Source organism: Pseudomonas sp. TE3895, from assembly GCF_056278855.1.
Genome location: NZ_JBWBQE010000001.1, coordinates 5,470,441 through 5,493,240, shown reverse-complemented (window position 1 = coordinate 5,493,240; position 22,800 = coordinate 5,470,441). Strand labels below are relative to the sequence as shown.

General features: G+C 59.7%; 14 protein-coding genes and 5 tRNA genes. 11 read left to right on the top strand and 8 right to left on the bottom strand.

The window, feature by feature from the left end; genetic code table 11:
• Nucleotides 1-83: 83 nt before the first annotated feature.
• A complete protein-coding gene (locus ACZ889_RS24850; protein ID WP_004575938.1) occupies nucleotides 84-734 on the top strand; it encodes a thiopurine S-methyltransferase in 651 nt (216 codons plus the stop codon).
• 176 nt (nucleotides 735-910) lie between these two features.
• Here the strand turns inward: ACZ889_RS24850 and htpX are convergent, their stop codons facing one another.
• Together htpX and ACZ889_RS24840 are read right to left on the bottom strand one after the other, a co-directional pair.
• Nucleotides 911-1,798 carry a protease HtpX gene (gene htpX, locus ACZ889_RS24845; RefSeq protein WP_004575939.1) on the bottom strand — a complete coding sequence of 296 codons (888 nt, stop codon included), beginning with the start codon at nucleotides 1,796-1,798 and terminating at the stop codon, nucleotides 911-913.
• A 508-nt stretch (nucleotides 1,799-2,306) separates the two neighbouring features.
• Nucleotides 2,307-3,518: a pyridoxal phosphate-dependent aminotransferase gene (locus tag ACZ889_RS24840; RefSeq protein ID WP_003247100.1), complete on the bottom strand. Its 1,212-nt coding sequence runs from the start codon at nucleotides 3,516-3,518 to the stop codon at nucleotides 2,307-2,309.
• A gap of 167 nt (nucleotides 3,519-3,685) precedes the next feature.
• On the opposite strand from ACZ889_RS24840, the gene msrB reads away from it, so the two are divergent.
• Nucleotides 3,686-4,081 (top strand): peptide-methionine (R)-S-oxide reductase MsrB, encoded by a 396-nt coding sequence (gene msrB, locus ACZ889_RS24835; RefSeq protein ID WP_003247101.1) that lies wholly within the window; start codon nucleotides 3,686-3,688, stop codon nucleotides 4,079-4,081.
• Between the two features lie 13 nt (nucleotides 4,082-4,094).
• Nucleotides 4,095-4,583 carry a glutathione peroxidase gene (locus ACZ889_RS24830; protein ID WP_004575941.1) on the top strand — a complete coding sequence of 163 codons (489 nt, stop codon included), beginning with the start codon at nucleotides 4,095-4,097 and terminating at the stop codon, nucleotides 4,581-4,583.
• On the opposite strand, the gene ACZ889_RS24825 is transcribed toward ACZ889_RS24830, so the two are convergent.
• On the bottom strand, nucleotides 4,573-6,930 hold the full coding sequence (locus ACZ889_RS24825; protein WP_004575942.1) for a hybrid sensor histidine kinase/response regulator: 2,358 nt from the start codon (nucleotides 6,928-6,930) through the stop codon (nucleotides 4,573-4,575). The two genes, ACZ889_RS24830 and ACZ889_RS24825, sit on opposite strands and share 11 nt — an antisense overlap.
• Before the next feature lie 200 nt (nucleotides 6,931-7,130).
• On the opposite strand from ACZ889_RS24825, the gene ACZ889_RS24820 reads away from it, so the two are divergent.
• A complete protein-coding gene (locus ACZ889_RS24820; RefSeq protein WP_003247104.1) occupies nucleotides 7,131-8,018 on the top strand; it encodes an ATP-binding protein in 888 nt (295 codons plus the stop codon).
• The gene (locus ACZ889_RS24815; RefSeq protein WP_060546573.1) at nucleotides 8,019-8,501 is read left to right on the top strand and encodes a GAF domain-containing protein; all 483 of its coding nucleotides are present in this window, start codon (nucleotides 8,019-8,021) and stop codon (nucleotides 8,499-8,501) included.
• 75 nt (nucleotides 8,502-8,576) lie between these two features.
• Here ACZ889_RS24815 and ACZ889_RS24810 read toward each other — a convergent pair whose 3' ends face one another.
• Entirely contained in the window at nucleotides 8,577-9,344 is a 768-nt protein-coding gene (locus ACZ889_RS24810) for a hypothetical protein (protein ID WP_121783881.1), read from the bottom strand.
• Between the two features lie 333 nt (nucleotides 9,345-9,677).
• Between ACZ889_RS24810 and ACZ889_RS24805 the strand changes: the two genes are divergently transcribed.
• From ACZ889_RS24805 to ACZ889_RS24785, 5 genes are all read left to right on the top strand, one after another.
• Nucleotides 9,678-9,753 (top strand) — tRNA-Glu (locus ACZ889_RS24805).
• Between the two features lie 2 nt (nucleotides 9,754-9,755).
• Nucleotides 9,756-9,831, top strand: a tRNA-Gly gene (locus ACZ889_RS24800).
• A 92-nt stretch (nucleotides 9,832-9,923) separates the two neighbouring features.
• Nucleotides 9,924-9,999 (top strand) — tRNA-Glu (locus ACZ889_RS24795).
• 3 nt (nucleotides 10,000-10,002) lie between these two features.
• Nucleotides 10,003-10,078, top strand: a tRNA-Gly gene (locus tag ACZ889_RS24790).
• Nucleotides 10,079-10,163: 85 nt separating this feature from the next.
• Nucleotides 10,164-10,239 (top strand) — tRNA-Gly (locus tag ACZ889_RS24785).
• Between the two features lie 97 nt (nucleotides 10,240-10,336).
• Here ACZ889_RS24785 and ACZ889_RS24780 read toward each other — a convergent pair.
• The 4 genes from ACZ889_RS24780 to ACZ889_RS24765 all read right to left on the bottom strand — a co-directional run bounded on the left by ACZ889_RS24780 (nucleotide 10,337) and on the right by ACZ889_RS24765 (nucleotide 20,623).
• Nucleotides 10,337-11,401 (bottom strand): fimbrial protein, encoded by a 1,065-nt coding sequence (locus tag ACZ889_RS24780; RefSeq protein WP_180689459.1) that lies wholly within the window; start codon nucleotides 11,399-11,401, stop codon nucleotides 10,337-10,339.
• Nucleotides 11,402-11,443: 42 nt separating this feature from the next.
• Entirely contained in the window at nucleotides 11,444-13,951 is a 2,508-nt protein-coding gene (locus ACZ889_RS24775) for a fimbria/pilus outer membrane usher protein (RefSeq protein ID WP_476257913.1), read from the bottom strand.
• Between the two features lie 235 nt (nucleotides 13,952-14,186).
• Nucleotides 14,187-19,397, bottom strand: a complete 5,211-nt coding sequence (locus ACZ889_RS24770) for an RHS repeat domain-containing protein (RefSeq protein ID WP_476257912.1) — start codon at nucleotides 19,395-19,397, stop codon at nucleotides 14,187-14,189.
• A 23-nt stretch (nucleotides 19,398-19,420) separates the two neighbouring features.
• Nucleotides 19,421-20,623, bottom strand: a complete 1,203-nt coding sequence (locus tag ACZ889_RS24765) for a hypothetical protein (protein ID WP_476257911.1) — start codon at nucleotides 20,621-20,623, stop codon at nucleotides 19,421-19,423.
• Nucleotides 20,624-20,954: 331 nt separating this feature from the next.
• Between ACZ889_RS24765 and ACZ889_RS24760 the strand changes: the two genes are divergently transcribed.
• On the top strand, nucleotides 20,955-22,799 hold the full coding sequence (locus tag ACZ889_RS24760) for a hypothetical protein (RefSeq protein WP_476257910.1): 1,845 nt from the start codon (nucleotides 20,955-20,957) through the stop codon (nucleotides 22,797-22,799).
• Nucleotide 22,800: the final 1 nt, after the last annotated feature.

Sequence of the window (22,800 nt, the reverse complement as noted above, 5' to 3'; positions counted from 1 at the left end):
AAGATGCAACCATCATCGATTAACTACAGATCGAAATCCAAACCAAGTTTTACCGACAAATCATCTAAAAATCGGGAGTAATCATGGAACCAGCGTTCTGGCAGCAGCGGTGGGCCGATAACCAGATCGGCTTTCACCAGGCGCAGGTGAACCCCTATCTGCAGACGTATTGGCCACAGCTGCAGTTGGCGCCCGGCAGCCGCGTGCTGGTGCCGTTGTGTGGCAAGAGCCTGGACCTGGCCTGGCTGGCCGGTCAGGGCCATCGTGTATTGGGTGTGGAGCTGTCGCGGCGGGCGGTGGAGGATTTTTTCCGTGAGCACGGGCTTGAGGCCGAGGTGCGGCAGCAGGGCGCATTCGAGGTTTGGCGCAGTGGAGATGTGCAGCTGTGGTGTGGCGACTTCTTTGCCTTGCGGGCAGAGGATGTGGCTGACTGCGTGGGGCTGTATGACCGGGCGGCGGTGATTGCGCTGCCGGTGCAGATGCGTGCGCGGTATATGCAGCTGTTGTCGGGGTTGCTGCCGACAAGCTGCCGGGGGTTGGTGGTGACGCTGGAGTATGACCAGTCATTGTTGGCCGGGCCGCCGTTTTCGGTCAGGGATGAAGAGCTGAGGCAGGGGTTTGCGGGGTGGCAGGTGGAGCAACTGGAGGCTGTTGAGGTGATTGAGGAGAGCCCGAAGTTTGTGCAGGCCGGGGCGTCGAGTTTGTTGGAGCGGGTGTACCGGCTCAGCCGGTAAGCAGGTAGGGCAGGCTGACCCGGCCCATGTGGGAGCGGGCGTGCCCGCGAACCAGGCGGCGCGTTAGATGGCACCGGCTTTGCCGGTGTTCGCAGGCGCGCCCGCTCCCACAGAAGCTGCGTAAGGCCGGGAATAAAAAAGGGCGACCGAAGTCGCCCTTTTTTTTCTCAGGTGGATCAGCCGCGGCGGCGCAGGGCCTCAATGCGTTCTTCCAGCGGCGGGTGGCTCATCAGCAACCCTGCCAGGCCGTGCTTGAGGCCGCCATTGATGCCGAAAGCCTTCATGGTGTCAGGCATGTGCACTGGCAGGCCTTGTTCCACGCGCAGGCGCTGCAGGGCGCCGATCATTGCCGCAGTACCGGCCAGTTGCGCACCGGCTTCGTCTGCGCGGAATTCGCGGCGGCGCGAGAACCACATCACGATCATGCTGGCCAGGATGCCAAGGATCAGCTCGGCAACGATGGTTGCTACATAGTAGGCAATGCCTTGGCCCTCTTCGTTCTTGAAGATCACCTTGTCGACAAAGTTGCCGATGATGCGGGCAAAGAACATCACGAAGGTGTTCACCACGCCCTGCACCAGCGCCAGGGTGACCATGTCGCCGTTGGCAACGTGGCCAATTTCGTGGGCCAGTACCGCACGCACTTCATCGGGCGAGAAGCGCTCCAGCAGGCCCTGGGACACCGCGACCAGCGCGTCGTTGCGGTTCCAGCCGGTGGCGAAGGCGTTGGCCTCGTAAGCCGGGAAGATACCCACCTCAGGCATTTTGATGCCCGCTTCGCGGGAAAGCTCTTCGACCGTTTGCAGCAGCCACTGCTCGTGGCGGGTGCGCGGCTGGCTGATGATCTGGGTACCGGTGGTCATCTTCGCCATCCACTTGGAGATGAACAGCGAGACGAGGGAGCCGGCAAAGCCGAACACGGCGCAGAACACCAGCAGGCTGCTGAGGTTCAGGTCGACCCCGTTGGCGGCCATGAACCCGTTGAAACCGAACAGGCTCAGGGTAATGCTTGCAACCAGCACCACCGCGAGGTTGGTGGCTACAAACAACAGAATGCGCATCATGGTTGTTACGTTCTCCTGACGGATGAGTTGTCGCTTACTGCGGGGTATATAAGGGGCCTGCCGCGCCGATTCAATCGGGGGACTATTTCAAACTGTGTACGGCGGAGTATGGCAGAGGATGGCGTGGGGGCTGTGGGATAGAGCGTTGCAGGATGTAAGAAACATTCGGCTTGGGGTTGCGTCAAGGCCGCTGGGTGTTTGCCGCAAGGGGTGTGGCGCCTGTGAGATCGAGCGCCGCCCGCGCGGCGCTTCGCGGGTAAACCCGCTCCTACGTTTGTTTCGGGCCAATTATGCCTGTGGGATTTGCGCGCGAACGCCTTGGTGCCTATATCGATATCGCGTCGTACCAACAAGGCGGTCGCGCGCGCCAGGCACAGGATGGACTGGCCCGAAACAAACCTAGGAGCGGGTTTACCCGCGAAGCGCCGCGCGGGCGGCGCTCGATCTGCGCCCCACCACCAACCCCGCGTCGAACCTCGCGTGGCCCCCGGCGCCCCTCCGTCGAACCCTACTGCGAATAACCCTTCAGGAAATTGCCGATCCGGCCAATGGCTGCTTCCAGGTCATCCACCCGCGGCAAGGTCACCACGCGGAAGTGGTCCGGCCACGGCCAGTTGAACGCCGTCCCTTGTACGATCAGCAGCTTCTCCGACAGCAGCAGGTCAAGGGCGAACTTCTCGTCGTTGAGGATCGGGCAAACCTTCGGGTCGATCCGCGGGAACGCATACAGCGCCCCCATCGGCTTCACGCAGCTGACGCCAGGGATATCGTTGAGCAGTTCGTAGGTGCGGTTGCGCTGCTCCAGCAGGCGGCCCGGCGGCAGCACCAGGTCGTTGATGCTCTGGTAGCCGCCCAGCGCGGTCTGGATGGCATGCTGGGCCGGCACGTTGGCGCACAGGCGCATGTTGGCCAGCATGTCGATGCCTTCGATGTAGCTGTGTGCGTGGTGCTTGGGCCCGGAGATGATCAGCCAGCCGGAGCGGAAACCCGCCACCCGGTACGACTTGGACAAGCCGTTGAAGGTCAGGCACAGCAGGTCCGGGGCCAGCGAGGCGGTGCTGATGTGCACGGCTTCGTCGTACAGGATCTTGTCGTAGATCTCGTCGGAGAACACCACCAGGTTGTGCTGGCGCGCCAGCTCCAGCATGCCCAGCAGCAGCTCCTTGGAGTAGACGGCGCCGGTCGGGTTGTTCGGGTTGATGATCACCAGCGCCTTGGTGTTCGGGGTGATCTTGGCCTTGATGTCCTCAAGGTCGGGGAACCAGTCGGCCTGCTCGTCGCACAGGTAGTGCACCGGCTTGCCGCCGGCCAGGCTCACGGCGGCAGTCCACAGCGGGTAGTCGGGGGCCGGGATCAGCACTTCGTCGCCGTTGTTGAGCAGCGCCTGCATCGACATGACGATCAGCTCGGACACACCATTACCCAGGTAGATGTCCTCGATGGTGACGCCTTCGATTTCCTTCTGCTGGCAGTACTGCATCACCGCCTTGCGTGCGCTGAACAGGCCCTTGGAGTCGCTGTAGCCCTGTGCGGTGGGCAGGTTGCGGATCACATCCTGAAGGATTTCATCAGGCGCCTCGAAGCCAAACGGCGCCGGGTTGCCGATGTTCAGCTTGAGGATGCGGTGGCCTTCCTCCTCCAGGCGTTTGGCGTGCTTGAGCACTGGGCCGCGAATGTCGTAGCAGACATTGGCGAGCTTGTTCGATTTGCTGAACTGCATGATGGGATCCCGATTGAGAAAACGCGCTACGCCCCGCCGAAAGGTTTGAAAGGGCAGGAAGCGGGTGCCAGACTGAACGCCTGGCACACGAAGCCAACTAATATACGTGCCACCCGCGCCCCGGAAAAGACGGTGTGGGGTGAAATTCAGCCTGCCGAGGTTTCTACATGAAAAAGATCGAAAAAACCCTGGACGAATGGCGGTCGATGCTCGACCCCGAGCAGTACCAGGTCTGCCGCCTCAAGGGCACCGAACGGCCATTCAGCGGCAAGTACAACAGCGAGCGCCGCGATGGCATCTACCATTGCATTTGCTGCGGCCTGGCGCTGTTCGATGCGCAGACCAAGTTCGACGCTGGCTGTGGTTGGCCAAGTTTCTACGCCCCGATCGAGGACAGCGCGATGATCGAGATTCGCGACACCTCCCACGGCATGATCCGCACCGAGGTCACCTGCGCCCGTTGCGATGCGCACCTGGGGCATGTGTTCCCTGACGGCCCGCCACCGACCGGCCTGCGCTACTGCATCAACTCGGTGTGCATCGACCTTCGTCCGCGCGACTGACCGGAGCCCGATCATGGCTGCAACGATGCTGAACATCCCCTGCGTGACCCTGAGCGGCGAGCACAAGACGCTGGGCGACTTCCCGGGCAAGGTGCTGTTGGTGGTCAATACCGCCAGCCAGTGCGGTTTTACCCCGCAGTACAAGGGCCTGGAGCAACTGTGGCAGGCCTACCGCGACCGTGGCCTGGTGGTACTGGGCTTTCCGTGCAACCAGTTCGGCAAGCAGGAACCTGGCGATGCGCGGGACATTGCGCAGTTCTGCGAGCGTAATTTCGGCGTGAGTTTTCCGCTGTTTCGCAAGGTCGAGGTCAACGGCCCAGGCGCTCACCCTCTGTTCGTTGAACTCAAGCAACGCGCCCCGGGTATTTTGGGTAGCCAGAAGATCAAGTGGAACTTCACCAAGTTTCTGGTCGACCCGGCCAGTGGCCAGGTCACGCGCTATGCCCCCTCCACCAAGCCACAGGCCCTGCAGGCGGACATCGAGCGTTTGCTCAGCCGCTGAAGGGCACCCAATGGTCAACCAGGGCCAGTAGCTCTTCGCGGCGGAATGGCTTGGCCAGGTAGTCGTTCATGCCCGCCGCCCGGCAGCGTTCGCGCTCTTCGGGCATCGCGTTGGCGGTGAGGGCGACGATGGGCAACTCGGGCCAGCGGCCGCTTTGGCGGATACGCCGGCTGGCCTCGTAGCCGTCCATCACCGGCATGTTGCAGTCCATCAGCACCAGGTCGAATTCCTCACGCGCCAGCAGCTCAAGGGCCTCCGCGCCCTGGGTGGCCAGTTGCACCTGGCAGCCGAGCTTGGCCAGCATGCCCTTGGCCACCAGCTGGTTCACCGGGTTGTCCTCTACCAGCAGGATCCTCGCACGGCCTTGCTCCTGGGTAATGGCCGGGATGGCCAGCGGGTGTTCGGGCTCATGGCCTTGCAAGGTGCGGCGCAGGGTCTGGTACAGGGCGTTGCGTGCCAATGGTCGGGCCAGCTGGTGCAGCGGGGCCAAAGCCAAGGACTGCTCGTTGGGCAGGAAGTTGCCGTAGGCAGTCACCAGCAGAATCGGGGTTTTCAATGCCGGGCGCAGTTCGAACAGGTGCTCGACGTCGTCGGTGATCAACAGGTCGATCACTGCGGCATCCAGCGTGGCGCAACTGTCATGGCGCTGGTAGGTCAGGCCCCAGGCAGGCAGCAAGTGCTGCAACAGTTCATTGAGCCCGCTGCCGGCTGCGCTCAGTGCGGCTACGCGGCCATGCAAGGGCGCTGGCGGGATGGCTTCGGTGTGCACGGTCAGCGGCAATTCGGCGGTAAAACAGCTGCCAAAGCCCGGCTCGGAGCGAATGTGCAGGTGGCCCTGCATGGCCTTGCACAGGTTGCGCGTCAGCGCCAGGCCCAGGCCGGTGCCACCGTACTGGCGGGTGATGCCGGCACCGGCCTGGGTGAAAGGCTGGAAGATGCGCGCCTGGGCGTCTTCGGGGATGCCGATGCCGGTATCCCGTACCTCAAGGCGTACACCACCGACAATGGCCATCAAGCGCACATCGACACGGCCGAAGCGGGTGAACTTCAGCGCGTTGGAGAGCAGGTTGCTGACGATCTGCCGCACACGCGTGGGGTCGCCGAGCACGCTGCTGGGGAAGTCGCTGGCGATCAGGCAGGTCAGCTCCACGCTTTGCGCGGTGTTCTGCGACAGCAGGTTGGCGGTGTCTTCCACCATCGAGCCCATGTCGAACGCAATGCGTTCCAGTTCCAGCTGGCCGGCATCGAACTTGGACAAGTCGAGAATATCGTTCAGCAGCTCTACCAGCACCTTGCCCGAGTCATGGGCGATAGCCAGTTGCTGGCGTTGCTCGCTGGGCAGCGGGTTGTCCAGCGCCAGGGCGATCATGCCCAGCATGCCGTTGAGCGGGGTGCGGATTTCATGGCTCATGTTGGCCAGGAAGGCGGCGCGAGCCTGGGCCATGTCCAGCGCTCGGCTGCGGGCTTGTTCCAGCTCCTGGTTGGACAGGCTCAGGCTGCTGTTGCTGGCCTTGAGCTCGTTGGTGCGCGCCGACACGATGTCTTCCAGCTCGTTCAGGTACTGGGTCAGACGGTTTTCCGCAGTGCGCCGCTGTTCGATCTCGGTGGCCATGCTGATGAACTGCTGGTTGGCGACCTTCACCAGCACGCCGATTTCGTCATGCTCGTGTCCGTGTGGGCATTCCAGGCGCGTTTGCCGGGGTTTGCGCGGGTCGCTGCCGCTGAGTGCGCCAATCACCGTCACCAGCGGCTTGGTCAGCATCATGTAGAACAGCGCCAACAGGAGGCCGGTGAGCACCAGGCTGCGGGCGAACCCATTGAGCAGGGTGATGCCGGCACGGTCGAGAAAGCGGCTGCCGAAGGCGAAGGTGTCGATGTCCAGGTACAGGGTGCCCAGGTATTGCTCCGGCATGTGGGTCAGGTACAGGCGCTCCTTGAACTGGCGTTGCTCGCCGAACAGGAAGTCGCTGAGTGGCCGGGAGCGGTCCTGCAGTTTTGGCCGCTCGACATCGGCCAGCACCGTTTCGTTGTTGTCGATCAGTCGTGCGCGGATGACGGCCGGCGACTGCAGCAGGCCGCGGGTCAGCTCCAGCGCCAGTTCCGAGTCGATGTTGTAGGCGATGCGCGAGGCCGGGTTGTGGCTGATTTGCAGCAACGCGTTCACTTCACGGTTGATGGACGCGTCTTCGCTGGCATAATCGATGCCGATCTGGATGAGACTGAGCAATGTTCCCAGGATGAAGCCGACCAGGACTGTCAACCGGGCTTGCTTGTATGACAGGCGATTGGTGAACTTGATATCCATGAGTCCCGAGCCGGTTTCCCGTTCCTTGCGCTGCGCAAGCATAGCCGAATAGCCCCGGCTGCTGGTGGGTCTGTCTGTTCATTTCAGTTGATCGCCAAGCGGGGGTCGCTTGGCGCCCCTTCGCGGGCTTGCCCGCTCCCACAGGTACAGCTTAGCCCCAGGCTGCAAGCCCTGTGGGAGCGGGCAAGCCCGCGAAGGGGCGCGCAGCGACCCCCAAAAAACTGAAATTGTTAGGAGTCGTCATGGACGCTCGCTTGATCGCTTTTCTGGACCGCGCCGAATCGGTACTGGCGCGCCTTGAACCCCTGTTGCCGGCACAACGCCCGCACATCGACTGGGGCACCACACTGGCCGCGCGCTGGCAGCGTGATGGCCGCAGCGGCTACCTGCTGCCGCTGGACGTCAGCCTGGACATCCGCCTGACCGACCTGATCGGCGTCGACAAACAGCGCGACCAGCTGGGCCGCAACACCCACCAGTTCATCAACGGCCTGCCAGCCAACCACGCGCTGCTGTGGGGCTCGCGCGGTACTGGCAAGTCGTCGCTGGTACGTGCCTTGCTGGCCGAGCACGCCAGCGCCGGCCTGCGCCTGATCGAAATCGAACGTGACCACCTGGCCGACCTGCCGCGGGTGGTCGAGCAACTGCAGAAGTTGCCGCAACGCTTCATCCTGTTCTGCGACGACCTGTCGTTCGAAGCCGGGGAGGGCGACTACCGGGTGCTCAAGAGTGTGCTCGACGGCTCGCTGGAGCAGGCCCCGGACAACGTGCTGCTGTACGCCACCTCCAACCGCCGCCACCTGGTGCCCGAGAAGGAGAGCGACAACGAGAACTGGAAGCGTGTGGACGGCGAACTGCACCCCAGCGAAGCGGTGGAGGACAAGATTGCCCTGTCTGACCGTTTTGGCCTGTGGCTGTCGTTCTACCCGTTTACCCAGGATCACTTCCTGAACGTTGTCGAGCACTGGATTGGCCAGTTGGCACAACCTGCGGGCCTTGTGTGGCAGCGCACCGAAGCACTCGACATCCTCGCCGTGCGCTGGGCCACCGGCCGCGGCAACCGTAATGGCCGTTGTGCCTATCAGTTCGCCCGCTACTGGGTCGGGCTGCAATTGCTGGAGCAAAAATAAATGATCGACCTCAATGCCAGTGGCGCCGGCCTCGACGGCTATAACCTGCTGGCGGCGCAAGTGCAGGCGCTGTTCGCCGACGAGCGTGACTTCATCGCCAACGCCGCGCAGTTTTCCGCGTTTCTGTATAACCAGGTGGACGACCTGAACTGGGCGGGGTTCTACCTCAACCGCAACGAAGAGCTGGTGCTGGGCCCGTTCCAGGGCCAGGTGGCGTGCGTGCGCATTCCGTTCAGTAAAGGTGTGTGCGGGGCTGCGGCGGCAACGCGGCAGACCCAGCGGGTCGAGGATGTACATGCATTCCCTGGCCACATTGCCTGTGACAGTGCCTCCAACAGCGAGCTGGTGATCCCGTTGGTGAAGGACGGCAGGTTGATTGGCGTGCTGGACCTGGACAGCCCGACGGTCGGGCGGTTCAGCGAGGCGGACCAGGCGGGGCTGGAGCGGTTGGCGGCGATCTTTCTGGCGTTGACTGACTGCTGATCGATGTTGCCTGTGCCGGCCTCTTCGCTTGTAGGAGCGGGTTTACCCGCGAAGAGGCCGGTACAGGTTAACCAATCAGTCGTAGATCACCTTCTTCTTCCAGGTCTCTTCCTCATCGGTCTTGAGCCCATCGGTCAATTCGTTGTGCTCGTCTTCTGCCGGTGCCATGCGGTCCAGTACCTGGGCATTGGCCCGGGCCAACAGTTTCTCAAGATACGTCAGCTGCTCTTCATACACCTTAGGCTCGGGCTGCTTGCGCAAATACTGTACGCCGCGCTCGAAGGCCAGGCGCGCCTGGCCGGGCTGGCCTTTTTGCAGGGCCTGTTGGCCGAGGTTGTTGAAGAACTCTATATGCAGCAGCACCAGGATATGGCGGATTTCCTTGACCCAATGCTTGGCCTCGACGGCAGGCAAGAAGCCCTCATGGGCAGCGCGGGTCACCTGATTGTGCAGCGCCTCCAGCAAGAAGCGTACGTCCTTGGCCTTGATCTCGGTGTGGATCGGGTTAGGTGGGTTGTTGACCGGGATCTTGTCGCCCAGGGCAATCAGCCCTTCCAGTTCGGCGATGCGCGCCTTGAATTCGGCATTGTGCTTGTCCACCGCCAGCAGGCGCTGGTTGAGGTTCAGCTCCAGGCGGGTCAGCAGCAATTTGAGGGCCGGGGTCATGAACTGGCCGGGGAATGTCTCGGTGATTTCGCCACAACGGCGCAGGCGGTCGGCCAGCTCGATCTTCGTCCGGGCGCGTTCTAGCTTGCCATTCTCGACCACGTTGTTGAGGTAGCCGATCACGATCAGCAACGCGATGCCCGCCACGATGAGCAGGGTGATCAGAAGTGGTGTCACCGTTAAAGCCTCATGAATAGGTTTGCATGATTGAGTGTAGGAGCGAGCTTGCTCGCGAGAGGCCCTGACAGCCATTCTCTTTTTCTATCGGCAAACTGTGCCATGACTGGATGCTGGCACATTAATGCTGACTTGACGCCAGAAAATCAACGCCAAACCCCTCCGGGGCTGCCGAAACAGCGCTGGGTGTGCCCGGAAGTCATTGATTTAAATAAATTTCTACAAAGGGGTTGACGCCTCCCCGAACCATCCATAGAATGCGCGCCACTTGCAGCGTAAAGCACACAGCGAAACGCAGCAGGGAGTGAAAGCAAGCAGTAATGCTTGTAGCGTGTCCCCTTCGTCTAGTGGCCTAGGACACCGCCCTTTCACGGCGGTAACAGGGGTTCGAGTCCCCTAGGGGACGCCAATGCGGGAATAGCTCAGTTGGTAGAGCACGACCTTGCCAAGGTCGGGGTCGCGAGTTCGAGTCTCGTTTCCCGCTCCAGTTTCTCCGGCACTGCTTAACGGCGGGGCAGGAAAAGAAAATCCAGGCTGAATCGTGAGGTTCATGTTCTGGTGCACTGAAAAGTGTTGTGTGTCCCCTTCGTCTAGTGGCCTAGGACACCGCCCTTTCACGGCGGTAACAGGGGTTCGAGTCCCCTAGGGGACGCCAAATGCGGGAATAGCTCAGTTGGTAGAGCACGACCTTGCCAAGGTCGGGGTCGCGAGTTCGAGTCTCGTTTCCCGCTCCAGTTTAAATACTGTGGCGTCTATGCGGTGCAGTGGTGGTGAAGGCTGTAAAGGCGCTTCACGCCGAACGTGGTAAAGCTTCAAATTGCGGGAATAGCTCAGTTGGTAGAGCACGACCTTGCCAAGGTCGGGGTCGCGAGTTCGAGTCTCGTTTCCCGCTCCATATAGTAAAAAAAGGCAGAGACGAAAGTCTCTGCCTTTTTTTTATGGCCAATATTTTTTGTCCTGGTGGGCACTTCCCGTGCCCACGCCAGGCTCATTTATCGGTAGGTCATGGTGAAGTCCAGCGCCCCGTTGGCCGGCCCTGCGGTCACCGTTGGCGCTGTCTGAAAGTAGCGCGCCTTGAAATGCAACACGGTCTTGTCGACAACCAGTGGCGTGACCGCTTCATCCTGCTGAAGGGGCATCGGGCTATCGTTACTACGCAGTAGCTGGATGCCTATACCCGTTGCGCTACCCGGCTTGTTGTCCAGGCTGAACACGCCCTGTGCTGGCTCCAAGGGCACCGACCCTTTTGCCCCTTCCAGGCGAATATAGGCGCTGGCGATACCGCCGGCTGGGTCGTCTCTGCAATCGCTGAGGGTGACGTAGAAGTCCTTCGCATCGGTGTAGCTGCCGGGCCCCGTGAAATCTGCGAGGGTATAGGTTCCCAGCTGCACCGGGTCGGCGCTCACCGGGTTCGCCAACAGGGTGCAATGTGCTTGCTGCACTACGCCGCTGACATGAATGTTCAGTGCATCGCCAAGAAAGCTGATTTGGCTACGGACCATCTGGCCGCTGAAGAATTGCCGCCCGGTAGGGATCGGTCCGGTCTTGATCAGTGCCATGGTGCTGTAAAGTTCTTTGATCTGCAAGGGGGTTACGCCTGAGTCCCGGTTGTTCTCACCCGTATAGGGAATAGCTACGTCATCTGTCGGTGTGAATGTATTGCTACCAGCTCCGTTGAAAGGGAAGCCCAAGCGGATATACAGGCCTACCCCCTTTATCCCGGTTTCCATCACCTTGCCATTGACGTCCCAGGGGCCTACCTGAGGCAGGGGCCCAGGGTACAGGGCGCCAGTGGGCGAAGCCTGGAAAGTTAATGTGCCAGTGCCGTCATTGACGCAGCGGATTTCGCGCCCGGTCACCTCGGGTGTGGCGAACGTTTGCACCGTGCCAATGAGGGTGCCGATGGGGGCGTCCCGGGCTACCCAGGGCGCGCCAAGGTCTATGTAGTAACTCAGCGGGCCGGCTGTGCTAGCCCAGGTGCAGCTGGGTGCCGCATACGCCTGACCGGCGAAAGCGAGCATGGCAAAGGCCGTGCAGAGGTGTCTGATTGCGGGCATGGGAACATCCGTAGGTGAAGCGCCAGTGTTGGGGCGATGTGTTCAAAGGGGTGGGCAGGTGAGCGTCTGTGAGCGGTAGCCTTGGCGAAGCTCCATCTGCGCCGGGGCGATAGGTAACCGACACGCTTGGTCATCAGCCTTGCCCCAGCGCACGTTCAGGGTTTGCGGATCTGTGCCGGTGGCGATCAGTGCCTGGCCACCCTGGCCGACGATCGCCAGGCTAGTGCCTTGCGCGTCGCTGACCTGCGTACCAAATGGCAACGGTTGCCCGCTGCTGTCCTGCAACGTGAGTATCAGGCGGGTGACTTGCCGTGCGGGGAAGGTGGCCTTGACGATGGCGCCGCGGCGCGGTACGACCGGTTGGGTGCCGTTTTCTACCTCGACCTCTGGGCCAAGTTGGTCGGTAAGCAGGTTCAACTGGTTTACCCGGTACGGGCGCAGATGCGGTGCCACGACATATCCGTTGGCATCGGTGCGCGCGCCCGGGGCGTTTTCCACGCCTACACCCGCGATAGACGGCACTTGGACCAAGGCACTGGTTTCTCCCAGGTAGGGCGTCAAGGTGATGCCGCCCTCGTGGGCCAGCAGGCCGCCGCTGGCGTTGACAGAGAGCGTGCGGCGGTCACTGCTTTCGCTGAGCCCCGCGCCATAGCTGGCGTGCGCACTTCGGTAATTCGCCGAGAGCTCCAGGTTGTTGCGGCCCTGGTCATCCCGACTGACAGCTGCCTGGTAGCCCAAACGGTAGTCCAGGTCGCTGCCGCTGAGGCTGGCGCGTTCATTGTGATGCCCACCGCGTTGTTGCACATCGAAGGTGGCACTGCTGCTGTTGCCCAGGTTCAACGGAATCGTGACGCTAAGGCCAACCATGCGATCGTCGAAGTTGTTGCGGCCAAGTGACTGCGAGGCGAACAGGTTGTAGCTGATGTCATGATGCTGTGTATTGAGCTGAAGCTGGTACTGCCGGCGCTGCCGGTTACTGTTCCAGTAGTCGTCCTGGGTCAGGTTCAGGCTCAGTGAGCTGCGTGAACCCAGTGGCTGCTGTACCGAGGCTTCTACCCGGCTGCGGCGGTTACCCCTGTAATGGCTGTCGGCACTGCGTTGGGCTATCGCTTCATCGAAGTCACGGTAGCCTTCGGTGGAATAGCGGTAGCCGGCGAAGCGCAGGTTGGTGCGGGTCTGGAACGTCTTGCCGTAGCGTGCGGCGAAGCTCTGCCCAGTCACGGTGCCCAGGGCTTGACCCACGTCACTGCTGGCGTGGGTGACGTCGAACGACACAGCACCCACGGGGCCGAAGTCGCGGCCCAGGCCCAGCAGCCCGGCCCGGTAATGCTCGCCACCTTGAGCGCCGGTGTACAGCGTTGTTTTCCAACCCAGCCCGCGTGCCAGGGTGGCCTGCCACAGTTGCGGCTTGTCCTGCCCGTTGAGGGCGTTGTAGCGCCCGAACGCTGCGCTGTAGCGCCATACGCCCTCGCGCAGCAAGCTGCCCAGGCTGGAGTAAGGCTGTAGAAAGCGACGTACCTGCCCGTCGGCTTCGGTCAGCACGATCTCCAGCTCGCCGCTGCCGCCGCCAATGCCCAGGTCGTCGATTTCATAGGGGCCAGCCGCGACGTAGGTGCTGTAGATCGGGTAGCCATTGTGCAGCACTTCGAGCTTGGCGCGGGTTTGAGCGACGCCACGGATTACCGGGGCATAGCTTTGTAACACGTCAGGGAGCATGCCCAGGTCCGAGGCCAGTTGCACGCCTTTGAACGGCAGGCTGCGAAACACCTCGCCATTGCTGGAGGTTTCGCCCAGGGTCAGTGTGCCCCAGGTGCCGGGGAGGTCAGTCTGGGCATAGGTATTGCTGCGGGTCCAGCGCCGTTGTCCGTGTTCATCCTCGCGCAGGCTCTGGTTGCTGCGCAGGCGCCAGCCGCCAATGTTGAGCCCGCTGTTCAGATACAGGTCTTGCTGGCTGCGGGTTGGGCCACCCTTCTGGCTGCTGTGCATGGCGGAGGCTTGGTAGTTGACGAAGCCAGCGTTGATGCCCTGGCTCCAGCGCTCTGGCGCCACATTGCCTGCCGCATCGCGGCGTAACGCCGCTTGGGGGATGGCGATGTCGAGTTGCAACTGGCTGTTGTCGAACTCGACCTGGGCACCGGGCAATTGGGCGGCCAGGTCAAGGCATTGCTGGTTGGGCGCCATGGGGGTCGCCAGGCGGTCCAGGCGCAGGCCCAGTTCGGCCATCAGTTCTGGACCCAGGCAGGGGGCCAGCCCTTGGTCTGGGCCATGCTCCTGGAAGTCGAGGGTGTAGTCACCGGCGTGGGCCAGGTTCACCCGCACCTGCACGGTGTAGCGCCCGGCAGCCATTGGCTGGTGGGCCGCCAGGGCCTGCAGGGCCAACTCGGCACTGCCATGCGCCTGGCCAGGGGACTGGCGCAGGAAACCACTGTGGAATGTCAGTTCGGGTTCGTTGGCCTGGGCAGCCGGCAGCAGACAGCTGCCACCCAAGGCCAGCAAGCGTGCGAAACGAAGGCGCGACGGCAGCTGCCGACGCCGTTTGGCGCGTAGCATGGGGATGTCTCGAATGGTGTCGAAGGTGGCCGCGTCGCTGCCGTGTGCTCAGGGCAGGAGGCGTGTTGTGTTGACCAGACTCGCGGCCTTAGGCGGTGAGTCAGGCGATGTGAGGAGGGTAGAGAGAGGAGTGGGAACGGTATGTAGGAGGGTTCTGAGCGGGGGTGGGATTAGTCCATGAAGTTGTAGGCCGTCTGCCTCTTGCGAGGCAGACGGCCGTATATCATTTCTGGTTCTAGTTATCTTTCTTGAAGCTGTTCGCTAGATCACGAGCGGCAGCAGGAGTTCTCCCGAAACTCGGGATTAGTTGCGAAGCACTCGCACGATTTTCCGATCCGCCAGAGGGGGTTGGTATAACGCCATAATCTCTTAGCATGTCAAACACCACATCCTTTACGCCTGATATGGAAGCGGAGTACCCCCGGGGGCCACGGGGTCCTGGCTGTCCATCGGCTCCAGCTGGTCCAGCTGGTCCAGCTGGTCCAGGTGGGCCCATGTCACCTTGAGGGCCCTGCTGCAGCGCGAGCTCGTCAACTTTCCTCAGTGCATCGGTGGCTTTAGCGTTCGCCGCCTCTACCGAGCTTTTAATCGCATCAACGTCGCTGGCAACACCAGAAGGGCCTGTATCAGCGCTCGTGGCAGGTTTTTCAGTTGCGGCTTCTGCGGCTTTTGCATTAGCGGCTTTCTTTGCTTTTTCAGCTTTCGCGTATGACCACGACTTGTACCCTGAGAAACCGGCGGCTATCCCACCTAGCATGGAGAGCCCGCCACCGATCGACTGATACAACGTTTGTTTTGCTTGGTTCTTCTCGAAAATAGCCATAGTCTGAAGTCCAAGGCCCGCAGCCATGGCAGCCACCCCTACCGCGCCCACGACCATCCATACCTTCGTAGTCATCGACGCCGCCATGAGCCCAACCGTAGCTGAGACTTTTATCAAGCTCCCTACAAATGGGATGGCGCTAATCACCGCGACAGCGATACTAACGCCCAACTGAATCCACGCCCCGGTTTTACTGGGACCTTTCCTCTTCCTGAACCCGATCGCCGGTTCGTCTGAAGGTGCCCTGTAGCTCGCATGCCCGCTGGGATCGCGCCAGTTCACCGGGTCGCCAAGGCAGTATTGATAGGGGTTGATACCCGCGATCTCAGGTGGCATCGAGTCCGGGCTGTGGAAGCGCATCAGCTGCGGGTTATAGGCGCGGTAACCTCGCCCCAGCAGGTACCAACCCAAGGCGCGTTCACGCGCCTCGCCGTTGAAGGCCAACAAGCCATGCAGCGCGTTGTCAGGGTCTTCTTTGCCGTTGTCGCCATAAGCGCTGTAACGGGCTTCGCACACCGTGTCCTTTGTGCTCTCACCTAGCACGCTATTGCTCATATTGGTCAGTAGCAGGCGACTACCATCGCTGTCGTTGCTCGATTGCAAGCCCAGTGGGCGGCTGCCCTCATACAAGTACTCGGTCCGTACATCGTTGTCGATCGTGGTGTGCAAACGGTCGTTTTGATAGCGGCGCAGCACCTCTGCACCATTGCCGTGGCGCACGCCTACAAGGTGATCGTGGCCGTCGTAGCGGTAACTGAACAGCGTGTCGCCACCCTCGCTCAACACTTGTGCGAGGCGGCCATGGTCGTCATAGACGAGCTGGTTGCCAGCTTCGTCGTTGAGCATGTTGCCATCATCATCGTAGCGAATATCGCGGTCGGGCAGGTAGCCAGGGGGAGAATGCGTCACCTGCATCAACTGGAAGCCTTCACAGCGATACGTGGCGGTATGCTTAGGGGTATCGGGGAACCAGGTTTCGCATTTCACCAGGTTATCCAGATCATCGTAAGTGAACACTTGCTCTTCGATCGGGTCCCCTTTGGCGTTGCGGGGGAACGCGTCCTGCTTACCCTCGCACCAATACGACTCAAGCCGTTTGCGTGGATCGTAGTCGAAAAATTCCGTGAGCTGCAGTTCACCCTCGTGGTACAGCGTGCGGCTATGGAGCAGGCCGTCGTTACGCCAGACTTGGCTAATACGGTGTTCAGTCGTTTTGAGCTGATCATTGTAGCGGCTCAGAATGCGGTCGATCTCCTGGCCATGGCTATCGTAGACCTGCTCGCAGTCGACACGATGCAAGGTTTTCAGGTCTTGGGTTTTGGTCAGTTTCAGCCGCCCATCATCGTTGTACTCGAAGTCTGAGCGCAGGTTGCCCTGGGTGGTCCAGCTAAGGCGGCCAATGTCATCGTAACCGTGTTCAGTCGTGATGTTATCACTGCTCTCGCGCAGTAACTGTCGGCCCTGAAGCGAGGTGGTATGCGTGCAAACATACTGCTTGGCAGCCTGCGCGTCGTCCCAGGTCTCCTGTCGCAGGTAGCCTTGGTCGGTGTAGTCATAGGTGCGCGTGCCATGGTCGTTGACGGCACGGCTGATGGCAGGGGAATGACGTCCGTATTCATAAGCGGTCGGCTGGTTTTGCCCTACCGTGATGGAAGTGGGTTGCAGGGAAAGGGTGGGGTCGTAGCTGAAGTTGAATTCTCGCTTGCTTTGAGTGATACGTTTGCTGGCCAGTTGTTGCTCGCTGTCGTTGCCAGCCTTGTCTTTGTACTCGTAGTGTTCCGTGCGTTTACCGTCACTGAAGGTCAGCATGCGCTCTTGCCCATCGTACGTACGCGCATGGGCCAACACGCCAGCAGCCAGCGTTCGTTTACCTTTGCGTTTCTCGTGCACATACACCGTTTCGACCAGTTCATTGCGGCTGTGCGGCGCAAATGTTCTGCTCATCGCAGTGCCGTCTGGTCGTTCGGTGTACGTCATGCGGCCGTACTCATCGTACTGGTATTTGCTGACCGTCAGTGTTTCGTTGTTGCCTTGCGGGTCTCGAATCCGCTGCTCTTCACGGGTGCTCTGGCCTACGCCGTCGTAAAAGAAGTTCTGACGTCCGACTTGTTTGCGGTTGGCATCAAATCGCTCTATCTGCCACGGTTTGTCCTTTAAATTGCTTTGGGTCAGGGTGAAATGCTGGCGCAGCTCCGGCTGGCTGGGATTGGTAACCCAGCTGGCGACCATGTCGCCCTGGGCGCCAAACGGGGAGAAGGCAGTGTGCTGTCGGGTGCCGTCAGCATTCAGGGTTTCGCAAAGCTCGCCCCAGGCGTCATAGCTGTAGTGGGTATCGATGGCCAGCATGCCGCCCTTGAGGCGAGGATGGTAGTCATAGGTAGTATCGCGGATCAACTGCCCCAATGCGTCATGCATTGCCTCGTAAACCAGCTGGGGTAGCTCTGCATTTTCGGTTTGGCGTGTCTGGCTGATGGTGCGGTTGAGGCCATCGTAAAAGGTATGGGTGACCACGTTGGAGGGGTCGGTTACCGTCATCCCGGCCTGCTGGCCCTCGGCGGCGACCAAGCGATAACTATACGAGCGAACGGACGCATTCGGGCTGCCCGCAGCGAGGGTTTGTTTGATCACCCGTTGCAGCGCGTCATACTCGTACTCGATGGCTATACCGTGGACATCTTGCTCCATCAGCGTTTGGCCTGTCAGGCTGGAAACCGAGCGTACAAAGCTTTTTTGCACGCCTCTGCAGGTTACGGTTTCTTTGATTTCAAGCGGTGCCTCACGTTTCTTCGTGGTCGCGCCCGGGTAGCTCCAGCGTGTGGAAACTTTTTCCTCGCTGGCCAGCAAGCCTTTGGCCTGGGGGTTGTACAGGATTTTTTCTTCAGTGATTTGACGGCCGTGCAGCGCCGGTTGGTCTGGCGCATGGTGGTAACCCTGCGTGGTCCGCTCCAGCAGTCGCTCGTCGTCCCCGAGGCCGCTGCACTCAGTGATGCTCTCTTCAACCAGGTATTGGCTCGGTGCACCGACAAGACGGCTTTCTTCGGACAGCATGTCGAACAGCTGATAGCGCAGATACGTGGTCATTATCGGTGCGCCACTTTCGACCGCCACAGGCGCGGGGACGGTGGCGGGCATGTCCTCGGGCGGGACCCAGGAGGGTGGCTGTGTCCCCGATGGGTACACCGTGCGCTTGGCGAGGCTGCGCTTGAAGCCTAGCGGGTCTGCAGGGCAGCCATCCTGCTCCCCGGCCTCGTAGTATTCGCTGACGGTAAACACACCGTCAGGCTGTAGCTCCAGGGTCTGATTACCGTGGTCATCGTACAGGGTTGTGGTGACTTCCTGGCGCAGCTGAGTGGGATCGTCCTTTAGCTTCCAGCGCTCGACAACGAACTTTGGCGCCTGGTAGTACCGAGGCTGCAGGGCGAACTCCACGTTCGGGTTTTCGTGGTATGACGTCTCGGTCTCACGGATGTGCCAGTCGTCCTTCGGCTCTGCGGCTGTGCCATCCAGCGGCGCTACTGGCTGAGCGACCCGGCCGAACTCTTCGGTAATCTCTTTGGTCATCAGATGGTAGCGGTTGTAAATGCGAGTGACCTTTCGAACCAGCTCACCACCTACTTCATGTAGTTGCGAGGAGCTGTAGGTATAAACCCCTGGTAGCTTGAAGAGTGTATCTTCCCCCTCCGTCCAAGGCATGTTGCTATTTCCGCCCATGAAATTTTCTGCGGAGTAGCTGTAACGGGTCACCATTGCAGGCTGTTCGAAACCCGGGTTCACCTGGTGTGTTTCGACCCTGGGCAGCCTGGGTATGGGGCTACCTTTGGGCATTAGGTGGCCTGCATTGTCATAGCTAAGGTGTTCGAAGCTGCCGCTAGGCGTGTGTATGGTCTGCAAGCACTGCATGTTCTGGGTAGAGGCATCTTTGAGATAGCCGAAACGCCATTTCGCACCGCGGTCATCGGGTAGCAAGACCTCGCTGACGTCGCGTGCTTTGAGCGAGACCACATAAGTGCTGGCGTTATCGTCCGGGTACAAATGGATGCTGTAGCGGTCGACGCTCTGGTATTCCACCCATAACAGGCGCTTGCCCGTTGCATCGTGAACTTCGCTTAGGCACTGGTGATTTCTGTTTTCAGGTTTGGCCTCGTAGGTGAGTTCGACCCAGTGCCCAGTCGAGGAATAGATTCGATACGGCAGCGCAATTTGCTTGCCATTTTCAGAATAAGTGCGCAGGTGTTCAATCATGCCCGAGCGATGAATGACGCGGTAGTTGAATTCGTCGTCTTTGTAAAACTCGAAGCTCACAATTTTCTGCTCATGAATATAAGCAGGTTTGGATGAGACGCTGGTCACACGATAGCTTTCACCGTTGATGAGCGACAGGGCCCGACTACTGACATCATAGCGGCTGAGGTTGATGCTCCAGCCTGATCCATAGCCATGGTCTTCATCTTGCAACGGGCTGTAGTTCAGTGCAAGGGGTAAGTTAGGGCCGATCAGGTTGTTGGCGACTATTTTGGGCAGTTCGATGCCCAGTGTGTACTGGCCGGTGCGCGGATCAACTCCGCCTTGCATGAAACCGAGAAAGTTGAACGCATTGGAGTGCGCGGACGAGGTGGCGATCATGGTAGTTTACCCTGGTGAATGGATTAATGAGCGGGCAAGCGCAACTTGGCACATTGATAACGGGTTAAGTTCCTTTCGTCACCGCGGTGGGCACGGCCTACCAGCACCTCGTTTGCAGGACAGTTAAAATAACCATCATGCTTATCACCATGATGGTTAGTGCCGTCCTCGGTTATGGGGTCGGTCCATTTACCTGGCAACACACTGATCCGATTACTTTCGGATACGACACCCTCATAAAGCTTTGCACATCGGTAGTCAGTACGCCCGTTTTCATCGCCTACGTCGGCACCGGTATCATCGGTATCGTCGTATTTTTGATAGGCGTGGCCGCGGCCAACCATGACTTGGTCGACAGGGCAGGTGAAGTAGCGGTACTCAAAACTTTCCCAATCAGTCACGTCAGCCTCATTACAGTCCTGGTATCTGCCCTTGTCGCTGACGTAAGCGCCGCTCAAGGGAATACCGCATTCGCGAAACATAGTTGACCACGGCGTTCTTTCAATGGCTACAGCTGTATTGAACTCAGCACACTTGTGCATAGTATCACCTTGTTCACTACCCAAGTGATAACGCCCGGACATGACGCCTTTTGCGCACTCCTTCCTCGGCGCAGCATCTTCATCACCTTCTCTCCATTTGGACGTCCATTCTTGTTTTCCAAGCGTTAAGATTTCTCCAAATTTCGTATCCTTGTTGCTGGAAGTTATGACGCGCACGCAGGATAGCGTGTGGGTCATTTCCTGGGGGGAGCCCGACAGGGCCATGTCCACCAATTGTATGCCTTTGGTGACTTTTTCCTCTGCTTGGTTGTAAAGGAACCCTTTCGTGTTCAGTCCGCTGATACTTCGTTTTGCAAGTATGGAACCGTCGGCTCCGGTTTTTAGCTTGATCCAGAAGTTCTTGTTCGTGCTAGGATCAAGTTTCGGCTGGTAATCGTCACCCAGCGTGGTGTCGCAAAAGTAATCGTCCGTCAGCAGCACCTGCGTGGCAGGCGGCATGTGCTCCATTGAGATACTTTCAACCCGCAATTGAAAGCATTTCGAGTCTGGGTTGCTGAGCATGTAATCAACTGTTCGGCCAGTGCCACCGGGCAGAACCTCAATAACACAGTGGCTATTACTGTCGTTTTCAGGGTCTGAAATGTCCCCTGTTTTGCCATACAACGTGATGGTCCCCGGGACTGTGCTGGTGGGCGTGGTGGCGTGTACCAAGTTGCTGTTCACGGTGCTGACTGTGGCAAGGGCTAGCACCATGAGGCTTCGTATGAGCAGGGGGTTTGCGGGTGGGTTGAATAACATAGATATGTCTCCTGACGGGGGCTTGCTATCGAAGTAATAAGCCTGAACTGCGGGTGGCGCCGTGGTCGCTCCGCCGCGTGTCGAGTGCTACGAATCTGGAGAGTAAAAGCACGCGCTCATTCGCGCACCTGATAGAAATACTAGGTACCTGCTGCTCGCTGCCCCCCGGGGTATCAGCCGCTACCTGTTATTTCTGCTAGTAGGCAGGTGTTGAATCACGGGGTAAAAAGACTTCAAACCTGTGGAGTTCAACTGCATGAGCTTGAAAAATCAGAGAGATGGCGGGCGTGCCGCTACCCGCGCCCAAACGATCAATCCGCCGTTGCCGTTTATTCCCACATTGACGGACAGACGTGAAATCGATGTGGATGCGTTGGAGGGGGATCTTGATACTTATGTCAATTATCCCGGAATCCACAATAACGATACCATCACCGTGAAATGGCGAGGCACGGATGGGCAGGGCCTGCCGTTCGACGACATCGACTCGGCCACCCTGGTCTTTAATCCTGATCCGGTGCTGGGCCAACGGGTGCAGATCAAAAAAGAGACACTTCTGTGGGCCAGGGGTGGGGCGGCGTTTTATTCCTATCAGGTGCTTGATTGGGAGGGTACCCAGCAACCTGAGTCGCTGCGGCTGCACTGTTTGGTGGGTTTAGTCGAAAGACCCGAATGGAATGAGCAATTGCCAGTGGTGCAAGTGCTCGAATCCCATGACCGTGTCATTGACTACAATACGCTGGGTTCGGGTGCCACCGTGATTATCCCCTACTACCAGGCCTTGCAAATAGGTGATGTGGTCAAGGTGGTGCTCAATGGCGAGGACGATAGCGGCTCGCCAGTTCAGAAGGAGTTCAACGTTTCACCTAAAGAAGGTGGTGCAGCGGCTGTGCTGAGCGGCTCGATCCCCAGGAGCCAGTTGCGTGATTTTAAAGGCCGTAGCATCGACCTTCACTACACCATCATATTGAAGGGCAGCAAAATCGCGCTGCGCTCGCCGACTCAAACGTTCGAAGTGCTAGAGGTCGCTGCCACCGAACCCTACCTGCCGGCCATGGAGATCGTGGGTTTCTCAGGCGATGTGCTGGACCCGGAGGCCTTCAAGACCGGGCTTGTGATAAAGGCTAAGTGCCCCGTGCGCGCCGAAGCCGGTGACGTAGTGCTCTGCCACTGGCTAGGCGACACGGTGGATAACCGCCACGTCATGGTGCAGCGTCTGGATGCTAGCAGCCAGCCGAATGGCGTCATGCAGTTCGGCGTGAGCCCCGCGTCACTGGACGTCAGTGTTGGCGATGACGTTGACGTGTTTTTCCAGATTGCGCGCCAGGGCTGGGCGGTAAATTCGCAGCCGTTGTCGTTCAAGGTCGAGCGCGTGCGCGGGCACCTTTTGCCACCGAACGTAATCGATACCACGGGGGAGGACGACGGAGCTGTGGGGTCCGCCACCCAGTTCGAGAAGGGGGCCAAGGTACAAGTCCCTAGCAGTGGGGTAAGGGAAGGGGACCGCATCAAAGTGAACTGGCAAGGCAATGCCTACGCCGGCAACGTGACGGTCGAAGAGCCTGACGACCCAACAGCCCCTTTGCTCTTCACGATACCCCCCGACTACATCGCGGCCAACATGGAGCTGAACAATGCGAGTTCGCTCAAGCGCTTTCCGGTGACCTACACCCTCGTTACCAATGAGGGCGAACTCACTTCGGATGCGTTGAAGTTAAGAATACAGCCAGTGCCGCCAGGTGGATACCATCCGGCGTTCTGTGATGATGCGGAATCAAACGGCGAACTCTCTAAAAAGAAATTAGTGACAGACCCTAACATTGTGCTGCCTGTCTGGCCATTCATGGCGGTGGGTAACACAGTGACCCTAAAGGTCACCGGCATGCTGACGACTGGTGTTACTTACGAAAGAACCATACGTGACGCCGTGAAAGTTGAAGTTGATGATGTTAAAGAAGGGATGGTGGTAGCGACGGTTCCTCTGGCGGACGTGAAAAACTTAAAGAGCGACACTGACCTGCACTTGTGGGCAACGATCAGTTTCGATGACGGCGAATCATTCCACGTACTGCCGAATGGCAGGGTAATGATCAGAGATTGAC

Coding starts and splice junctions, on each gene's coding strand:
- ACZ889_RS24760 (WP_476257910.1), top strand. CDS start 20,955: ATGAGCTTGAAAAATCAGAGAGATGGCGGGCGTGCCGCTACCCGCGCC.
- ACZ889_RS24850 (WP_004575938.1), top strand. CDS start 84: ATGGAACCAGCGTTCTGGCAGCAGCGGTGGGCCGATAACCAGATCGGC.
- ACZ889_RS24840 (WP_003247100.1), bottom strand. CDS start 3,518: ATGCAGTTCAGCAAATCGAACAAGCTCGCCAATGTCTGCTACGACATT.
- ACZ889_RS24815 (WP_060546573.1), top strand. CDS start 8,019: ATGATCGACCTCAATGCCAGTGGCGCCGGCCTCGACGGCTATAACCTG.
- htpX (WP_004575939.1), bottom strand. CDS start 1,798: ATGATGCGCATTCTGTTGTTTGTAGCCACCAACCTCGCGGTGGTGCTG.
- ACZ889_RS24830 (WP_004575941.1), top strand. CDS start 4,095: ATGGCTGCAACGATGCTGAACATCCCCTGCGTGACCCTGAGCGGCGAG.
- ACZ889_RS24825 (WP_004575942.1), bottom strand. CDS start 6,930: ATGCTTGCGCAGCGCAAGGAACGGGAAACCGGCTCGGGACTCATGGAT.
- ACZ889_RS24770 (WP_476257912.1), bottom strand. CDS start 19,397: ATGATCGCCACCTCGTCCGCGCACTCCAATGCGTTCAACTTTCTCGGT.
- msrB (WP_003247101.1), top strand. CDS start 3,686: ATGAAAAAGATCGAAAAAACCCTGGACGAATGGCGGTCGATGCTCGAC.
- ACZ889_RS24820 (WP_003247104.1), top strand. CDS start 7,131: ATGGACGCTCGCTTGATCGCTTTTCTGGACCGCGCCGAATCGGTACTG.
- ACZ889_RS24775 (WP_476257913.1), bottom strand. CDS start 13,951: ATGCTACGCGCCAAACGGCGTCGGCAGCTGCCGTCGCGCCTTCGTTTC.
- ACZ889_RS24780 (WP_180689459.1), bottom strand. CDS start 11,401: ATGCCCGCAATCAGACACCTCTGCACGGCCTTTGCCATGCTCGCTTTC.